Annotated in this window: 12 protein-coding genes; 8 read left to right on the forward strand and 4 right to left on the reverse strand. The window is 48.6% G+C overall.

What is annotated here, in order from left to right:
* Positions 1 to 11: 11 nt before the first annotated feature.
* From FDP13_RS00155 to FDP13_RS00180, 6 genes are all read left to right on the forward strand, one after another.
* Positions 12 to 1,358 (forward strand): HlyD family type I secretion periplasmic adaptor subunit, encoded by a 1,347-nt coding sequence (locus tag FDP13_RS00155; RefSeq protein ID WP_027712069.1) that lies wholly within the window; start codon positions 12 to 14, stop codon positions 1,356 to 1,358.
* Positions 1,359 to 1,370: 12 nt separating this feature from the next.
* Entirely contained in the window at positions 1,371 to 2,771 is a 1,401-nt protein-coding gene (locus FDP13_RS00160) for a TolC family outer membrane protein (RefSeq protein ID WP_027712070.1), read from the forward strand.
* A 167-nt stretch (positions 2,772 to 2,938) separates the two neighbouring features.
* Positions 2,939 to 4,381 (forward strand): serralysin family metalloprotease, encoded by a 1,443-nt coding sequence (locus FDP13_RS00165; protein WP_143838114.1) that lies wholly within the window; start codon positions 2,939 to 2,941, stop codon positions 4,379 to 4,381.
* 151 nt (positions 4,382 to 4,532) lie between these two features.
* Positions 4,533 to 5,978: a serralysin family metalloprotease gene (locus tag FDP13_RS00170; protein WP_033575672.1), complete on the forward strand. Its 1,446-nt coding sequence runs from the start codon at positions 4,533 to 4,535 to the stop codon at positions 5,976 to 5,978.
* Positions 5,979 to 6,396: 418 nt separating this feature from the next.
* A complete protein-coding gene (locus FDP13_RS00175; RefSeq protein ID WP_143838116.1) occupies positions 6,397 to 7,833 on the forward strand; it encodes a serralysin family metalloprotease in 1,437 nt (478 codons plus the stop codon).
* Between the two features lie 370 nt (positions 7,834 to 8,203).
* Complete coding sequence (locus FDP13_RS00180) at positions 8,204 to 8,827, forward strand: TetR/AcrR family transcriptional regulator (protein ID WP_012769823.1); 624 nt, start codon at positions 8,204 to 8,206, stop codon at positions 8,825 to 8,827.
* Positions 8,828 to 9,404: 577 nt separating this feature from the next.
* Here FDP13_RS00180 and FDP13_RS00185 read toward each other — a convergent pair.
* The 3 genes from FDP13_RS00185 to tehA form a co-directional block, all read right to left on the reverse strand.
* Positions 9,405 to 10,070 carry a DUF3313 domain-containing protein gene (locus tag FDP13_RS00185; RefSeq protein WP_143838118.1) on the reverse strand — a complete coding sequence of 222 codons (666 nt, stop codon included), beginning with the start codon at positions 10,068 to 10,070 and terminating at the stop codon, positions 9,405 to 9,407.
* Positions 10,071 to 10,340: 270 nt separating this feature from the next.
* Positions 10,341 to 11,036: an expansin EXLX1 family cellulose-binding protein gene (locus tag FDP13_RS00190; protein WP_027712074.1), complete on the reverse strand. Its 696-nt coding sequence runs from the start codon at positions 11,034 to 11,036 to the stop codon at positions 10,341 to 10,343.
* A gap of 294 nt (positions 11,037 to 11,330) precedes the next feature.
* Complete coding sequence (gene tehA, locus FDP13_RS00195; protein ID WP_143838120.1) at positions 11,331 to 12,299, reverse strand: dicarboxylate transporter/tellurite-resistance protein TehA; 969 nt, start codon at positions 12,297 to 12,299, stop codon at positions 11,331 to 11,333.
* A gap of 1,062 nt (positions 12,300 to 13,361) precedes the next feature.
* Here tehA and FDP13_RS00200 point away from each other — a divergent pair.
* Both FDP13_RS00200 and FDP13_RS00205 read left to right on the forward strand, forming a co-directional pair.
* Positions 13,362 to 14,366, forward strand: coding sequence for an acyltransferase (locus FDP13_RS00200; RefSeq protein WP_143838122.1), 1,005 nt, complete (start codon positions 13,362 to 13,364; stop codon positions 14,364 to 14,366).
* A 109-nt stretch (positions 14,367 to 14,475) separates the two neighbouring features.
* Positions 14,476 to 14,820, forward strand: a complete 345-nt coding sequence (locus tag FDP13_RS00205) for an MmcQ/YjbR family DNA-binding protein (RefSeq protein ID WP_012769828.1) — start codon at positions 14,476 to 14,478, stop codon at positions 14,818 to 14,820.
* 80 nt (positions 14,821 to 14,900) lie between these two features.
* Here FDP13_RS00205 and FDP13_RS00210 read toward each other — a convergent pair whose 3' ends face one another.
* Positions 14,901 to 15,794: a LysR family transcriptional regulator gene (locus FDP13_RS00210; protein WP_143838124.1), complete on the reverse strand. Its 894-nt coding sequence runs from the start codon at positions 15,792 to 15,794 to the stop codon at positions 14,901 to 14,903.
* Positions 15,795 to 15,826 lie beyond the last annotated feature (32 nt).

A 15,826-nucleotide genomic window follows, 5' to 3' on the forward strand; every position in this document is an offset into this window, starting at 1 on the left:
GGGATTAACCGATGACAGGTATCGATGTAACGACACAGGACGAATTGAATGAAGCGGCAATGCGCGACCGCGCCAGCCGCGATGAAGAACGGGCGTTGCGGCTCGGCTGGTGGCTGGTGTTTGCCGGTTTTGGCGGCTTCCTGCTGTGGGCGCTGCTGGCGCCGCTGGATAAAGGGGTGGCGGTACAAGGTAACGTCGTGGTCTCCGGCAACCGTAAAGTCATCCAACATATGCAGGGCGGTATTGTCGAGCGAATCCAGGTGAAAGAGGGGGATCGCGTTAGCGCAGGTCAGGTGCTGTTGACGCTGAATGCCGTCGACGCCCGCACTACCAGCGAAGGTCTGGGTTCCCAATATGATCAACTGATTGCTCGCGAAGCCCGTTTGCTGGCGGAACAGCGCAATCAAACGTCGCTGGTGGCGACGCCGCGGCTGGTAGAAGCACGGCAGCGGCCGGAAGTGGCCGCCATCGTCGCGTTGCAGGAGGATCTGTTGCGCAGTCGTCAGCAGGCGCTGAAGCTGGAGACGGACGGTGTGCGCGCCAGTATCGAAGGTTTGGAAATGTCGCTGGTTGCCTTACAGAAAGTAATGACCAGCAAACAATCGGAGCAGGCGGTGTTAAGCCAGCAGTTACAGGGGTTGCGCCCGTTGGCGGCGGATAATTATGTGCCGCGTAACAAAATGCTGGAGACGGAACGGCTGTTCGCACAGGTTAGCGGCGAACTGGCGCAGACCAGCGGTGAAGTCGGGCGAACCCGGCGAGATATTCAGCAACAGAAGCTGCGTATTGCCCAGCGCCAGCAGGAGTATGACAAAGAAGTCGGCAGCGAATTGTCTGACGTGCAGGCCAAATTGAATGAAGTGATCAGCCAGCGCGAAAAGGCGGATTTTAATCTGGCCAATGTGCAGGTGCGTGCGCCGGTCGCCGGCACCGTGGTTGATCTGAAAGTGTTCACGGAAGGCGGTGTGATCGGCGCCGGGCAGGTGATGATGGAGATCGTGCCAGAAGATCAACCTTTGCTGGTGGATGGCCGTATCCCGGTTGAAATGGTCGATAAAGTCAGATCCGGCCTGCCGGTTGAATTGCAGTTCACGGCATTCAGCCAGAGCACTACGCCGCGAGTACCCGGCACGGTGACTTTGCTCTCGGCCGATCGGTTGGTGGATGAAAAAGACGGCTCGCCATATTACAGCCTGCGTATTCAGGTGAGTGAAGAAGGCAAACGTTCGTTGCATGGCTTAGAAATAAAACCCGGTATGCCGGTGCAGGGGTTTGTGCGCACCGGAGAACGTTCGTTTATCAATTATCTGTTTAAGCCGTTGATGGATCGTATGCATCTGGCGTTGACGGAAGAGTAGCGGAAAAAATCAATGCGAAGGAAAGCGGTATTACTGGCGAGATTATTAGCGGTGGCGTTATCCCTGCCGGGCGTCGGCGCTCAGGCGATGGGGCTACTGGATGCATGGGAGCTGGCGCTGCGTAATGATGCGCAACTCCGTGCGGCGGGCTTTGAGCGCGATGCCGGGCAGGAAGAAGTGGCGATCGGTCGAGCCGGGTTGTTGCCATCGTTGCAATATAGCTATGGCGCCAATTACAGCCACTCTAAGGTGACGCAGCGCGACCGGACGACGGATAACACCACCCAGCGTGATTACAACAACTATGTCTCGACCCTTACGCTGCGTCAGCCGCTACTGGATTATGCCGCCTGGGCGCGTTACCAGCAGGGCGTTACCCGGAAATTGATGGCCGATCAGCGGTTTCGCGAGCGCAGCCAGGATTTGATGGTCCGATTGTATCAGGCCTGGAGTGATGCGCTGTTGGCGCAGGAGAAACTGATGCTGCTGGATGCGCAGCGACGCGCCTATCAGGAACAGCTGGCGTTGAATCGTCGCCTGCTGGCGGCGGGTGAAGGAACACAGACCGACCTGCGTGAAACGGAAGCCCGCTATACCGTGATCGAAGCGCAACGTATCGAGCAGGAAGACACGTTAGATGCTGCGATGACCGCGCTGGAAAATATGATCGGCTCGCCGCTACAGATTCAGGATCTGTCCCCGCTGGTGTTGGAGGAGTTGCCGGATAATGTGACGGAGAACCGCCCTTTAACGCAGTGGCGCGAACTGGCGGTGCGGCATAACGCTAAGCTGGCCGTGCAACGAGAGAATGTTGATTACAGCCGCTATGAAATTGAGCGTAATCGAGCCGGTCATCTGCCCTCTATGGATCTGGTGGCGTCTACCCGTAGTAGTTTGTCGGAGTCCGAGTACAACTATAACCAGAAATACGACACCCAGACGGTCGGGGTGCAGGTTCGCGTGCCGTTGTATTCCGGCGGTGCGGTTTCCGCATCGATGCGTCAGGCGACGGCAGAGTATGCCCAAAATCAGGCGGAGCTGGATAATCAAACCCGGCAAACCTTTGCGGAACTTCGCCGTCAGTTCAACCTGTGTATCAACGGCGCAGCCAAGATCCGCGCCTGGCAGATGAGCGTTACCGCGGCTGCGGAAGCCATTCGCGCTACCCGGCAGAGCGTTGCCGGTGGTGAGCGTATCAATCTGGATGTGTTGATGGCGGAGCAGGAGTGGTACAACGCCCGACGCGAACTGACCGAAGTGAAATATCGCTGGCTTCAGGCGTGGTTAAATCTACGTTATACCGCCGGCACGTTGAGTGATCAGGATATGATGCAATTGGCCGCCTGGTTTCAACCTGCCGAGGCCGCTAATAAAAACAGGGCTAAAACGGCATCCGGCAATAAAGTGAATTGATAATAAATTTTTTGCATTAACTCATGCAGTTTCCACGATATTTCTTTCACGGCACGCTGTGAAAGATTGGTGTGTCATTAAATCTCGTTAGCTGTTAATTGACGAAGATTTAATGGCGAATTAAGGCATTCTGACGATAATAAGTCAGACTTTATGGAAGAAGTAATATGCAACAAAACGAGAATGTATCGTTAAATACCTCTGCTGCCGCCAAGGCCGGTAGTTATACCGGCTATGCAGATGTGTATGACTTTTGGTATTACCATCAGCGCGGTGACGGTGTCACGGTTAATGGTAAGCCGTCTTATTCTACCGACAAAGCGGTGGAAGAAGGGTTAACCCGGCCGCATACCACCTGGAATGGCGACAATGTATACGGCAAAGCGGCGAATTTGACCTATTCGTTTCTAAATACCTTTAGTTCAACGCCTAATGGCCATACCGGACCGGTCAAGTTTACTCCGGTCCAGATGCAACAGGTAAAACTGTCTTTGCAGTCTTGGTCTGATGTGGCGAACCTGACGTTTACTGAAGTCAGCCCTAACCAAAAAGCCAATCTGACCTTCGCTAACTACACCCGCAACGCGGATGGCAGCATTGAAAACACGACTCAGGCTTATGCCGCTTACCCGGGGCAACATCCGTTGTCTGGTAGTGCCTGGTTCAACTACAACCAATCGAATATCCGCAACCCGGATACCGAAGAATATGGTCGCCAGACCTTTACCCATGAAATCGGCCATGCGCTGGGGCTGAGTCATCCGGCTGAGTACAATGCCGGCGAAGGCGATATCAGCTACAAAAACAGCGCCGTTTATGCAGAAGATTCCCGTCAGTTTAGCATCATGAGTTATTGGGATGTCGAAAACACCGGCGGCGACTTCAAAGGCCATTACTCGGCTGGTCCGTTAATGGACGACATCGCGGCTATCCAGAAGTTGTACGGCGCCAATATGACGACCCGTACCGGTGATTCAGTCTACGGTTTCCACTCCAATACCGACCGTGATTTCTACACCGCGAATAACAGCAGCAAAGCGCTGATTTTCTCGGTATGGGATGCGGGCGGTAACGATACCTTTGACTTCTCGGGTTACAGCAATAACCAGCGCATCAACCTGAACGAAGGCTCTCTCTCGGATGTCGGCGGCCTGAAAGGTAACGTTTCCATCGCACACGGCGTGACCATCGAGAATGCGATCGGCGGTTCCGGCAACGACCTTCTGGTAGGGAACGGTGCTAACAACGTGCTGCAGGGCGGCGCGGGCGATGATGTGTTATACGGCAGCACCGGTGCTGATACGTTGGTCGGCGGAGCCGGACGCGACATTTTTGTGTATGGCAGCGGTCAGGATTCCACCACATCGGCGTACGACTGGATTAATGATTTCCAGAGCGGCGTGGATAAAATCGACCTGTCGGCGTTCCGTAATGGAGGCCAGTTGAGCTTTGTACAGGATCAATTTACCGGCAAAGGGCAGGAAGTGATGTTGCAGTGGGATGCGGCGAGCAGTGTCACCAACCTGTGGCTCCATGAAGCGGGCCACAGCTCGGTGGATTTCCTGGTGCGTATTGTCGGCCAGGCAACACAGTCCGATATTATTGCATAGTTAATCGCTGAAAATATTAAACAGGGTGGCCTGGCCACTCTGTTTAATAAGATTTCAAAGGAAATCTTATTTTATATGTCATTCCGGCAGGGTGCCGCTCGCCCTGAATAACCAATGACGACTATTTTTTATACTGTTTCAAGAGGATTTTATGGGAAAAAATCTGTCTTTACGTCAAGATGACGCACAACAAGCATTATCCGCATCCGCCAATACGGCCAGCGCGTATAATTCCGTTTATGATTTTCTGCATTATCATGACCGTGGTAATGGCCTGACGGTTAATGGCAAAACATCCTATTCTGCCGATCAGGCGGCCGCGCAAATTACCCGCGAAAATGTCAGTTGGAACGGAACCAATGTATTTGGCAAATCAGCCAATCTGACATTTAAGTTTTTGCAGTCAGCGACGTCAACACCAGCTGGCGATAAAGGCTTCGTAAAATTTAATGCAGAACAGATAGCACAGACGAAATTGGCGCTGCAATCCTGGGCTGATGTGGCAAACCTGACGTTTACCGAAGTCACGGGTAATAAGTCAGCCAACCTTACCTTTGGTAACTATACCCGTGATGCGAGCGGTAACCTGGATTATGGTACACAGGCCTATGCTTATTATCCGGGGAATTATCAGGGCGCGGGGAGTTCCTGGTATAACTATAATCAGTCCAACATCCGTAGCCCCGGGACCGAAGAGTACGGTCGCCAGACTTTAACCCATGAAATTGGCCATGCATTGGGGCTGGCGCATCCAGGTGAATACAACGCGGGTGAAGGTGACCCAAGCTATAATGATGCCGTGTATGCGGAAGATAGCTATCAGTTCAGTATCATGAGTTACTGGGGTGAGAATGAAACCGGTGCAGACTACAAAGGCCACTATGGCGGCGCACCGATGATTGATGATATCGCCGCTATCCAGCGGTTGTACGGCGCCAATATGACGACCCGTACCGGCGATTCAGTCTACGGTTTCCATTCCAATACCGACCGTGATTTCTACACCGCGAACGACAGTAGCAAAGCGCTGATTTTCTCGGTATGGGATGCGGGCGGTAACGACACCTTTGATTTCTCAGGTTACAGCAATAATCAGCGCATCAACCTGAACGAAGGTTCGTTCTCGGATGTCGGCGGCCTGAAAGGCAATGTTTCCATCGCACACGGTGTGACCATCGAGAATGCGATCGGCGGTTCCGGCAATGACCTTCTGGTGGGTAACGCTGCCGACAACGTACTGCAGGGCGGCGCGGGCAACGATATTCTTTACGGCGCTGCAGGCGCGGATACGCTGAGCGGTGGTGCGGGCCGCGATACGTTCGTTTACGGTAGCGGTCAGGATTCCACTGTATCGGCATACGACTGGATTAATGATTTCCAGAGCGGTGCGGATAAAATCGACTTGTCGGCGTTCCGTAATGGAGGCCAGTTGAGCTTTGTACAAGATCAGTTTACCGGTAAAGGGCAGGAAGTGATGCTGCAATGGGATGCGGCGAACAGCGTCACTAATTTGTGGCTCCATGAAGCAGGCCACAGCTCGGTAGATTTCCTGGTGCGTGTTGTCGGCCAGGCAACACAGTCCGATATTATCGTGTAATGGTATTTTGACCCTATTTCACAGGGCAGGCAATCTGCCCTGATTTACGAATAATATTATTCGTAAATATCATTATTTTTTTTGAATAAATCCCGAGTAAGTCTAATTATCTTTTTTCTGCGCAATCGTTTTCCTTTTTTTTGCTCCATTCGAATAACTTATTTCACTTTCATCAATTAGCAACATACTAAAAACAAAAAATCATTTATTGAATAAAATGAAAAAAATAACGCACTTTTCTTTACAAAAACATTACAGTGACTTATATAAATAGTCAGCGCTATTAATGGCGCTGATTGTATTCACCCAATATCACTGGATTTCTACAGGAAATATGTCATTAAGTTGGCAGGGCATCATTTACCTGTCGATTTAATGGTGATGGGGTTCTCTGGTTATTAACGTCAATGAGGGTTTTATGGAAAAAAATCTGTCTTCACGTGATGATGACGCCTTACATTCATTATCTGCGCCCAGCAGCAGTTATAACTCGATTTATGACCTGTTGCATTATCATGAGCGTGGTAATGGATCGACGATTAACGGTAAACCATCCTATTCAATTGAGGAGGCGGGAGATCAAATTACCCGTGATAACGTCAGCTGGAATGGAGCCAATGTATTTGGCAAGTCAGCTAATCTGACTTTCAAATTCCTTCAGTCTGCACGTTCCACTCCGGACGGCGATACCGGCTTCGTCAAGTTTAATGCGGCGCAAATTTCTCAGGCTAAACTGGCATTACAATCCTGGGCGGATGTCGCAAACGTCACCTTTACGGAAGTCACCGGTAATCAGTCGGCCAATGTCACCTTCGGTAACTATACCCGTGATTCCAGCGGCCGCCTGGATTATGGCTCGCAAGCGTATGCTTATCTGCCGGGGAGTGGTAGCGCGTCGGGAACGACCTGGTACAACTACAATGTGGATAACATTCGTAGCCCGGATACCATGGAATACGGCCGTCAGACGTTGACTCATGAAATTGGCCACGCGTTGGGCTTGAACCATCCGGGAGACTATAACGCCGGCGAGGGTAACCCCAGTTACAGTGATGTGACCTACGCCGAAGACACCCGCCAGTTTAGTATCATGAGCTACTGGAGCGAAAAAAATACCGGCGGGGATTTCAAAGGTCATTACGCCGCCGGCCCGATGCTGGATGATATCGCCGCTATCCAGCGCCTGTATGGCGCCAATATGACGACCCGTACTGGTGATACGGTTTATGGTTTCAACTCCAATACCGATCGTGATTTCTACACCGCGACCAGCAGTAGCAAAGCGCTGATTTTCTCGGCGTGGGATGCGGGTGGCAACGATACCTTTGATTTCTCGGGTTACAGCAATAACCAGCGCATCAACCTTAACGAAGGCTCTCTCTCGGATGTCGGCGGCCTGAAAGGGAATGTATCGATTGCCGAGGGCGTGACGATTGAAAATGCGATTGGCGGCTCCGGTAATGATTTGCTGATTGGTAATAATGCCGACAATACCCTGCGTGGCGGGGCAGGAGATGACGTCCTGTTCGGTGGAAGCGGAGCTGATCGACTGTACGGCGGCAGTGGCCGAGATACCTTTGTGTACACGGCGGCGTCCGACTCCAAGGTTGCAGCACCCGATTGGATTCTCGATTTTCAGACTGGGACCGATAAAATCGATCTCTCTGCACTGAATACCGGCAATAATCTGCATTTTGTTAACCAATTCAGCGGTAGTGGCGGTGAGATCATGCTCAACTGGGATGCTTCTGCCAACACCAGCAATCTTTATCTGAATCTGGATAACAATACTTCTCCTGAGTTTTTGGTGAAGATTGTCGGCCAGGTATCTCAGACAGCTGATTTTGTTGTTTAAATTTCATCGTTTGAAGGGCGGGTCTCCGCCCTTATTTTCCCTTTTAGGTTAACCATGTTACGCTGGTTTTCTAAAACCATTTAGTTACAACATACATGTGTACTATAAACACTACCCGTCTGAAACAACTGCGTTTTCATTGCAATATCGAGAAAACAACGTTTAAACAGGTCGAAGGGGACACGCCCTGGTGCAAGCTTTCCCGTTGTCATAACGGAAAAGCGAAGAAAGCCGGAATTGTACCGGCCAGAAACGAGAAAAACAGCCGATACGGAGCAGTTCCCAAGGGTTAGGTGTGGCATACTACACAATAATTAAACTGCACTGTCCGGTTACCTGCCCAATCCGGATCGCGACCCGAGGAGGAACAATGCGAACACTGACTGAGGAGAAACGACAGGCCATCATTGATGCCGCAGCCCAACTTTTTCAGGAAGCAGGGTACGAACGCGCGTCGATGAGTGAAGTCGCCAAACGCGCCGGTGGGTCTAAAGCAACACTTTACAACTACTTTGCCTCAAAAGAAGAATTATTCGAAACGGTAGTTCGCACCTACAGCACCCGATTCCTGACAGATGCGGCGGCAGAACTTGATTCACCAGAAAATGAATCATGCTCACTGGAGAGTAAACTGACGCGTTTCGGTGAAAAGATGATGCATGTATTGGCGGGTGGGAATTCGGCATTACAAATTTATCGTATCGTAGTCGGGGAGGCCGGCCATTCTGATATCGGTAACTTGTTTCAAGGCTCCGGACCAAAAGAAAGTATGGCTCGACTCGCATCTTTCATGGCGGAAGCGATGCAAAAAGGCGAATTAACGCAGGCTGACCCTGTACTGAGAGCCATGCAGTTTACGTCGTTGGTTAAAGCAGAGGCGGATGCGATGCTGTTACAACGTGAATTGCCTGATTGTTCGACAGACAGAATCAACGAAATGGTAAGAAACGGCGTTCAGCTTTTTCTGTATGGTGCGTCACCGCGATCATCCTAGCCCTCAGCGGCCGGTGGGGATACGTTACCCGCAGTCAGGCCCTTGGCATGGTTAGGTTTATCAGCAGGGCCATTCAGGTATAACTCAACGTTAATTCGATACATCGTTTCTAATAATGGGCGACTTGACAGCGTTTATCTTTTATATAAACTAAACCGTACAGTTTATATATTGGAGGCGAGCATGAAACTTATAGTGTGGGTTGGATACCTTGCGGCAGTCTGTACGTTGACAGGTTGTGTGTCTCTGCTTTAAAGGGAAAATGTTGATATTAAGGGGATGAGGAAAGACGATGAAAATAATGGGATTCGCCTGCATTATCATGATAACCATGATTCTGAGTGGTTGTTTGTCTATCGGCAGCCACATTTAATACTGTAGTACAGTAAGAAAAAGCCAGGCGGTTACCCGTCTGGCTTTTTTCATCCTAATAACATTATTATTGGTTATATCAAAAAGTTACGATCTAATTCCCTACGCCTAACCACCATCACTCAACCAGAAAGTCTACTGCGTATCATTAACAAGAAAAAGTAAGAACCAGCTAACCGCCTTATGGCTAGCTGGTGACAAATTTTTATTTCAGGCTGTTAGCCAATTCTTCCGCCCCCTTATCGATGCCGACTTCTGCTGCACTCAATGCACCAATGCTGGCCGAGACGTTCATGGCATTTGGGTACTGTTTGGCGACATAAGCATGGAGCAAGCGATTGGAAGTAGAGTCGTAAATCTCGACGGCATAACTCACTGAGCCGCTGAACATGCCTTTTTGACCTCGAATAGACTGCACAATGTTGTAAGGCCCTCCCGCAAGGTCGAACTTGGTGAACGTTCCAACCACTTGTGTCGTGGTTTCTGCTCCGGTCAGCGTCAATTTCAGACGCAAAGTCTCTGGAGCAGAGGCCGTCGCTGCTTTGAAACGCGGTCGCAGCGCCTCTTCGAACTTTGTTTGCATATAAGCGGCCAGTTGCTGCCGGTCTGAGGTGGAGAGATCACCAAACTGATTATCGCTGCCTGAGTAAAGAGCAACCGGCTCGATAATCATGCTGGTGTACTTTTTCCAGTCGACCGGAGCGGCATATTTGAAGGGGATTCTGTCGGATGACGCATCATTGTTGGGCGTCATTTGGGCAGACGATCCAATGCCGGTATAGCGTAAAGGTTGCTGGTTACCAGAACAACCAGCTAAAAAGACGGCAATGGCCACAATGGTTGGCTTGGCTACCCATGCGATTGATTTCATTGATGTATCCTATGATTGAGTGGTGTAACACATTCCCTGGTGAAGGCAAAAGTTATCGCGATGAAACGCACACCTGTTTGCTCGCAGCGGTTTCGTCGGGATAAATATCGGTTTACTTAACTGAACCGTACGGTATAGTTTTGCATTGGCATCTTCAGGATGTCAAGAGAATGTTGCAACATGCGACATCACGCGGGGTAGAGTAGAACAGTGAGGAAAAGGGTTACCGATTAGTTGAGGTAACCCTTCAGCGTTGGAGACGTTTACAGGTTAGGGCAGTTGGACTTTACCGGTGATCAGATAGGCTGACGACGTACTGTCCGACATCGGCGGTAACGTATCGCTTAATATATTGCCTTTAATATCGGTGAATTCGATTGGAATATCATTTTTACCCACAAACTCCAGAATGAAATGATTGTAATCCGTTTTCGGTGCGCTAACCCATTGCGTACCTCTTAAATACTTCATTTCAATAACCGGGTATTTAACATTACGGAATTGTACCGCCGCCCAATAAGGATTGGAGCCTTCTTTAACCCGGTATACAACATTACCACTCACCGGTGCTTTAACTAATTCCCATTGGATATTGATTTTCCCATCCTGCAGGTTACCAATTTTTTCGAAAGCATTGAATGATAAATCCAGTGCACAATCACCGCCTTCAGGGTACAAATCCGTAACATACACGATAGTGCTTCCCTTAGGGCCGGTAACTTTTAGATAAGCACCGGCGAGTGCCGCCTTAACGCCTTTATAATCCAGCTGCGCCCTGTTTAATGCGGTAATCTCCATATTGGAAGGAATCGGATCTAATAATAAAGCACCGCCGGAATAGCCTGATCCGGTAGCTGTCGCATATCCATAACAAATATCACCGAGTTCCCAGGCGGCCTGGGCTTGTTGGGTCAGAGGGAGGAATAACACTGAGGATGCTAATAAAACACTTTTGAGCTTCATCATTTTCACTTCCATATAGTATTTGATGTAAGAATAAGAAGCATGTCCTGCTTCATGCTTAACAGTGTTAGACATTTATTTTTTAAAGAATAGGATAAATCCCAAATGAAAGAAACTTAATAAAATAAACTAGTCATTATTGCGGTAAAATTTAATCATCAGGATGGTGAAATAAAGAAACTGACTCGTGCAATGCAATGATATTTACCGTACAAGTAACGGTGTAAAATGGAATTTTTATGGTAACGACAAACACATTCCAACACCGGCCGCAGCCGGTGTTTTTTATTGCTTTCATCATTCTTTAACAGTTTCTTCCCAAATGATGAGCTTCCCTTTGAATAAAAGCACACATGTTTTCACGATAAGTAGAGCGATAATAAAATTAGATGCAATGAATAGTGGGAAGGCCATCCAGTATAATGCTCCCCCCGGCGTCGCATACCCCAGCCGGATGGATGTCGTCGCCAGCGATGCCACACCGAATGAAAAACTCCAGAATGCGGGGGTAAACGATTGGGAGCAGTACCAGGGAATCAACCTGATCATGAACAACACCTGCAATAAGCCATAACCGAATAGTAATTTCGCAAAGACATCCACTTGCCCGCCATTCACACTTAACCAGGCACTGCAGGCGACAAACGCAGGCGCCATCTGGATACCGAGCGAAGAACGCACCGCCGGAGACATTTCATCAACATTCCGTAATCGGCTCAGTATCGCCGGCTCAAGGCTAAGCCATGAAAAAATACCCGCCCCAAGAAAAAGAATGCCAACATCCTGGAATCCAAGCGCTCCGCAAGCCATAGCGCTGATGAAATTATTCGCCACAGTAGGAAGATACAGCCCGGGAGTAGTGGCTTCACGTGGGTGCTTTCCACGCCATAATCCAGCTGTTTGCCAGGCTGCATAAGTAAGCTGGATAGTGACCGCGATGAGAAAAAGCCCAAGCGCTATCGAGCGACTCCACGGTACAAGGCCTATTGCTACCAACATGGATGTAGCCGGTGCCAGGCTCACAAAACTGCTTTTAAGCGGATGTCTGATTTCCTGCAAAAGCGTATCGGCATGTCTGACCATTCTTACCATCAAGGCAATCATGAGTATCGCCCATATGATGATGGCCAGACCAATCAGGGCATTAGCCGGTATGGTCGTCACCGGCCATATAGTCGCGGCAAATCGCCAGGAAAAGCCCAGCCCAATGATCCCCAGAACGATGCCAAAGTAACCTGCGGGAAGGTTAAGGTGTGAATTTTTCATCACCGTTCTCCTGAAAATTTCAAATTATTATTCGATGCAGCGTTCATGAGGCCAGGAAGGGGCGTTATTGTCCCTCTTTCTTACTGGTGTTCAAAAAGCCATCCCGTTACCGGCCGGTATACTTATATAGTTAGCAAAGAAAGTCTATCCCTCATATAGGGAATACTGTCTCTAACCTTTTGTTATTCACGTCATACTTCAGGTTGCCGATGTATTGGCTTTCCTCTCACCCCAGTCACTTAGTTGCGGGGAGCCGCTGCGTTGCTGCGTGACAAGACTCATTATCAGTCTCAATATGAAAGGCCAACGCGAATTATTTTGGGTATATAACGTGTGAATAACAAAACTGATGCATTTACGGAAAATACTGCTAATAAACTAAACGGCGGTTAACGTTAGAAGATTCTTTCTTATATAAGAAAATCTTACTGGTAAGTAACAATACACCCAGTTGTTATAAGGAGAAGCGCGTTAGTCGGCCTACAGCAGGTCTGTGGCGTAACGCAATCAGTGAACAGCCTGAAAGCCGGGAGACACGGTGATACCACGCTCACGATTCTTTCTGATGTCGCGTTTTATACGTGGAATGCTATTTTTACTGTGATATGATTACTCCACCTTCTCATTAGGGCCATTTCACTTGCCATTTTTTAATTTTGGTTGTCCTCGATATCTTCGCATACTCTGGGTGAATCGATACGCTGAATTATTGAGCAAGACCTTCTACCTGTCAGCTCGTCACATCCATTGGATATAAGGCTGGCCAAAAATTGAGATAGATTTAAATTATTATCTATACCCAAAATAATTCGAGTTGCAGGATAAAACACGCTGCGTTTTGAACAACGCAACGCGTTGGCCCTTCTCAGGTAAGTGATTCGGGTGAACGACAAATCAGCATACGCCGATTTGAACGCGGCTTGCCGCGGCCCGAAGGGCGAGGCCCATTTATGGGCCGAGTCACACAGCCAACGCACCTGCAACGTGAAGTATGAAAGGTGTATAAAAATAATATGCTGCTGAACATTTTCATGGAATAAATAACAAAGAGAACGTAATAGAATGGAATGGCTCTATATAGCTAGAATTGTTTCGACTTTTGCTGTTATTGTTTTGCATATTTCTGCCTATACGGTAAGCCTGGCCGAGCTTGGCAGTTTTTCCTGGTGGGCAGGAAACGTATATGATTCATTGGTCCGTTGGTGTGTTCCCGTTTTCGTCATGATTAGCGGAGCGCTATTACTCGCACCTGAAAAAAATGAAAGTCTTTCTTTTTTTTACAAGAAAAGGATGAGCAAGATACTTTTCCCGTTGGTTTTCTGGTCTGTTTTTTTTATTTTATGGGGGGTGGGGAAAGCAAAATTTAGCGGAGGAGGGGAGATCGATATATTAAAAAACTTCATAAATGGAAGACCCTATTATCACATGTGGTTTTTATATATGATCATTGGGTTATATATTTTCACCCCATTCATTAGGATCTTGGTGAAAAACGCCAGCGAAGAAAATCTACTGTTTTTTATCTTTTTGATGTTTGCTTTTTGCTCATTAAGCGATGCGTACAATTTTTTTATCAGGAGTAATGACTTTTTATTCATTAGCGAGTTCATTTATTACCTTCCTTATTATATTTCTGGTTACCTAATAGCCAGAAAAAGATCGACCAGACCATCCTCACATTTTCTTTTTCTGTTCTTGATTTCATTTGCTTTCACTTGCATTTCTTTTTATCTGTTGTCTGTTGCATTGGGAAAAGAGAATGGGCTCTATTTTTATAATTACCTCAGCATCAACATTATTGTAATGTCTATTTCTTTCATGTTGATACTTAAAAACTGCCACATCAATCATGTTTATATTGAAAAACTAAAGTCTTTAGCTGATTTCAGTCTCGGTACGTATTTGATCCATCCTGTTTTTGTCGAATTACTCTATTACCTGGCGTCTAAAAAATGGATAGAACAATCCATCTTCGCGATACCGTTAATTTCAGCAATCGTTTTTTCATGCTGCATTATTTCGGTCTTTCTGATAAAGAAAGTGCCTTACTTAAGAAGAGTCGTGTGATTTTCAACATCTTTGGCGCTATGATCCCAAGCGTACTCGGTAAGGTCACCGACAATCGCCAGAGTACAGGGTATTGGACAAAAACGGCATCAACAGAGAATCGTACGGTATGAACGCAGAGCAATTTTTCGACGGTATTGCACGGCAATATGGGGTATTACCGGATTATCCATGGAAAAATTCCAGTGCTTGTGTATTTCGCCACCCCAACCGCAAGTGGTTTTGTCTGCATATGACAGTGAAGAACCATCAGTTGGGGCGAGAGGGTAATGACGACGTGGAGATCATCAATGTGAAAGCCAGGCCAGAAATGATCGGCTCGCTGCGTTCAATTAAAGGCGTTTTGCCGGCTTATCATATGAATAAAGAGCATTGGCTCAGTATCGTACTGCAAGAAATTGATACCGAAACACTGTGGCAACTGGTGTCTGATAGTCATCTGCTAACGGCATAATGTCGTTATACGGCAAACCGACAAACGCTGGAAGATAATTATCTGAAGGCGTTACATCCGTTACGCGTTTCTCAACCCGCCTACGAACGATACCGAAGGGTTTCAACGAATAAAGAGAACGCGGAAGAGTGGTGCCGGCGGTTAGGGTAGTAGAGATGATAGCCAGGAATGTCACGAGTCAACCCGCTAAGAACCTGAATAAGACTGCCGTTGTCAATAAATCTCTGCACCTGATCAAGATGGATACACGCCAAACCATGCCCATCCAGTACCGCATCGACCAAAAGATCAATCGTATTTACGACCAGTTGCCCTTGGCCCCGAACTCTTATTTCTCGTCCGTCACTCATTAGAGGCCATCCAATTAACGTGCCGGATGTCGGCAGGCGGAAGTTGATGAAGCTATGGTCGAACAGTTCGGCGGGTGTCGTCGGTGCGGGACGTCTTGCCAGATAAGCCGGGCTGGCAACGATAGCCATTGGGATGTCGGGACCAATCCGCACCGCAATCATGTCCTTGTCGATGTCGCCCCCCAAGCGGATGCCCGCATCAAATTGATTGGCTACGACGTCCACCAGTGCGTGATCAACGTTGACTTCAATATGAATGTCGGGATTGTCTGCCAGCAACCGCTTCATGGCCGGCATGAGTATGGTTTTGGCCGCATGTTCTACCGTCGTGATCCGTAGCGTTCCGGAAGGGCGGTCGCGCAGTTCACCAAGGGAGCCAATTACTGTGTCAAGGTCATGCAGCATCGGTCCAAGTTTCGCAAGCAGACGCTCTCCAGCTTCGGTGGGCGCGACACTGCGTGTCGTGCGCGAGAGCAGGCGAAGCCCCAAACGTGCCTCGACACGGCGGACTATCTGGCTAAGGGCTGACTGCGCCATTCCCAGACGGAGAGCCGCCTTCGTGAAACTGCGTTCTTCGGCAACCACCACGAAAGCGGTCAGATCGGCAATCTCGTCGCGACGCAAGGTTTTCTCTCCTCACTATTAATCACTTAAAT

The organism is Dickeya sp. ws52 (assembly GCF_007210685.1).
GTDB lineage: Bacteria > Pseudomonadota > Gammaproteobacteria > Enterobacterales > Enterobacteriaceae > Dickeya > Dickeya chrysanthemi.

Excerpts from the sequence above, each read along its gene's own strand:
- FDP13_RS00155 (WP_027712069.1), top strand. The coding sequence starts at position 12 with ATGACAGGTATCGATGTAACGACACAGGACGAATTGAATGAAGCGGCA.
- FDP13_RS00160 (WP_027712070.1), top strand. The coding sequence starts at position 1,371 with ATGCGAAGGAAAGCGGTATTACTGGCGAGATTATTAGCGGTGGCGTTA.
- FDP13_RS00165 (WP_143838114.1), top strand. The coding sequence starts at position 2,939 with ATGCAACAAAACGAGAATGTATCGTTAAATACCTCTGCTGCCGCCAAG.
- FDP13_RS00170 (WP_033575672.1), top strand. The coding sequence starts at position 4,533 with ATGGGAAAAAATCTGTCTTTACGTCAAGATGACGCACAACAAGCATTA.
- FDP13_RS00175 (WP_143838116.1), top strand. The coding sequence starts at position 6,397 with ATGGAAAAAAATCTGTCTTCACGTGATGATGACGCCTTACATTCATTA.
- FDP13_RS00180 (WP_012769823.1), top strand. The coding sequence starts at position 8,204 with ATGCGAACACTGACTGAGGAGAAACGACAGGCCATCATTGATGCCGCA.
- FDP13_RS00185 (WP_143838118.1), bottom strand. The coding sequence starts at position 10,070 with ATGAAATCAATCGCATGGGTAGCCAAGCCAACCATTGTGGCCATTGCC.
- FDP13_RS00190 (WP_027712074.1), bottom strand. The coding sequence starts at position 11,036 with ATGATGAAGCTCAAAAGTGTTTTATTAGCATCCTCAGTGTTATTCCTC.
- tehA (WP_143838120.1), bottom strand. The coding sequence starts at position 12,299 with ATGAAAAATTCACACCTTAACCTTCCCGCAGGTTACTTTGGCATCGTT.
- FDP13_RS00200 (WP_143838122.1), top strand. The coding sequence starts at position 13,362 with ATGGAATGGCTCTATATAGCTAGAATTGTTTCGACTTTTGCTGTTATT.
- FDP13_RS00205 (WP_012769828.1), top strand. The coding sequence starts at position 14,476 with ATGAACGCAGAGCAATTTTTCGACGGTATTGCACGGCAATATGGGGTA.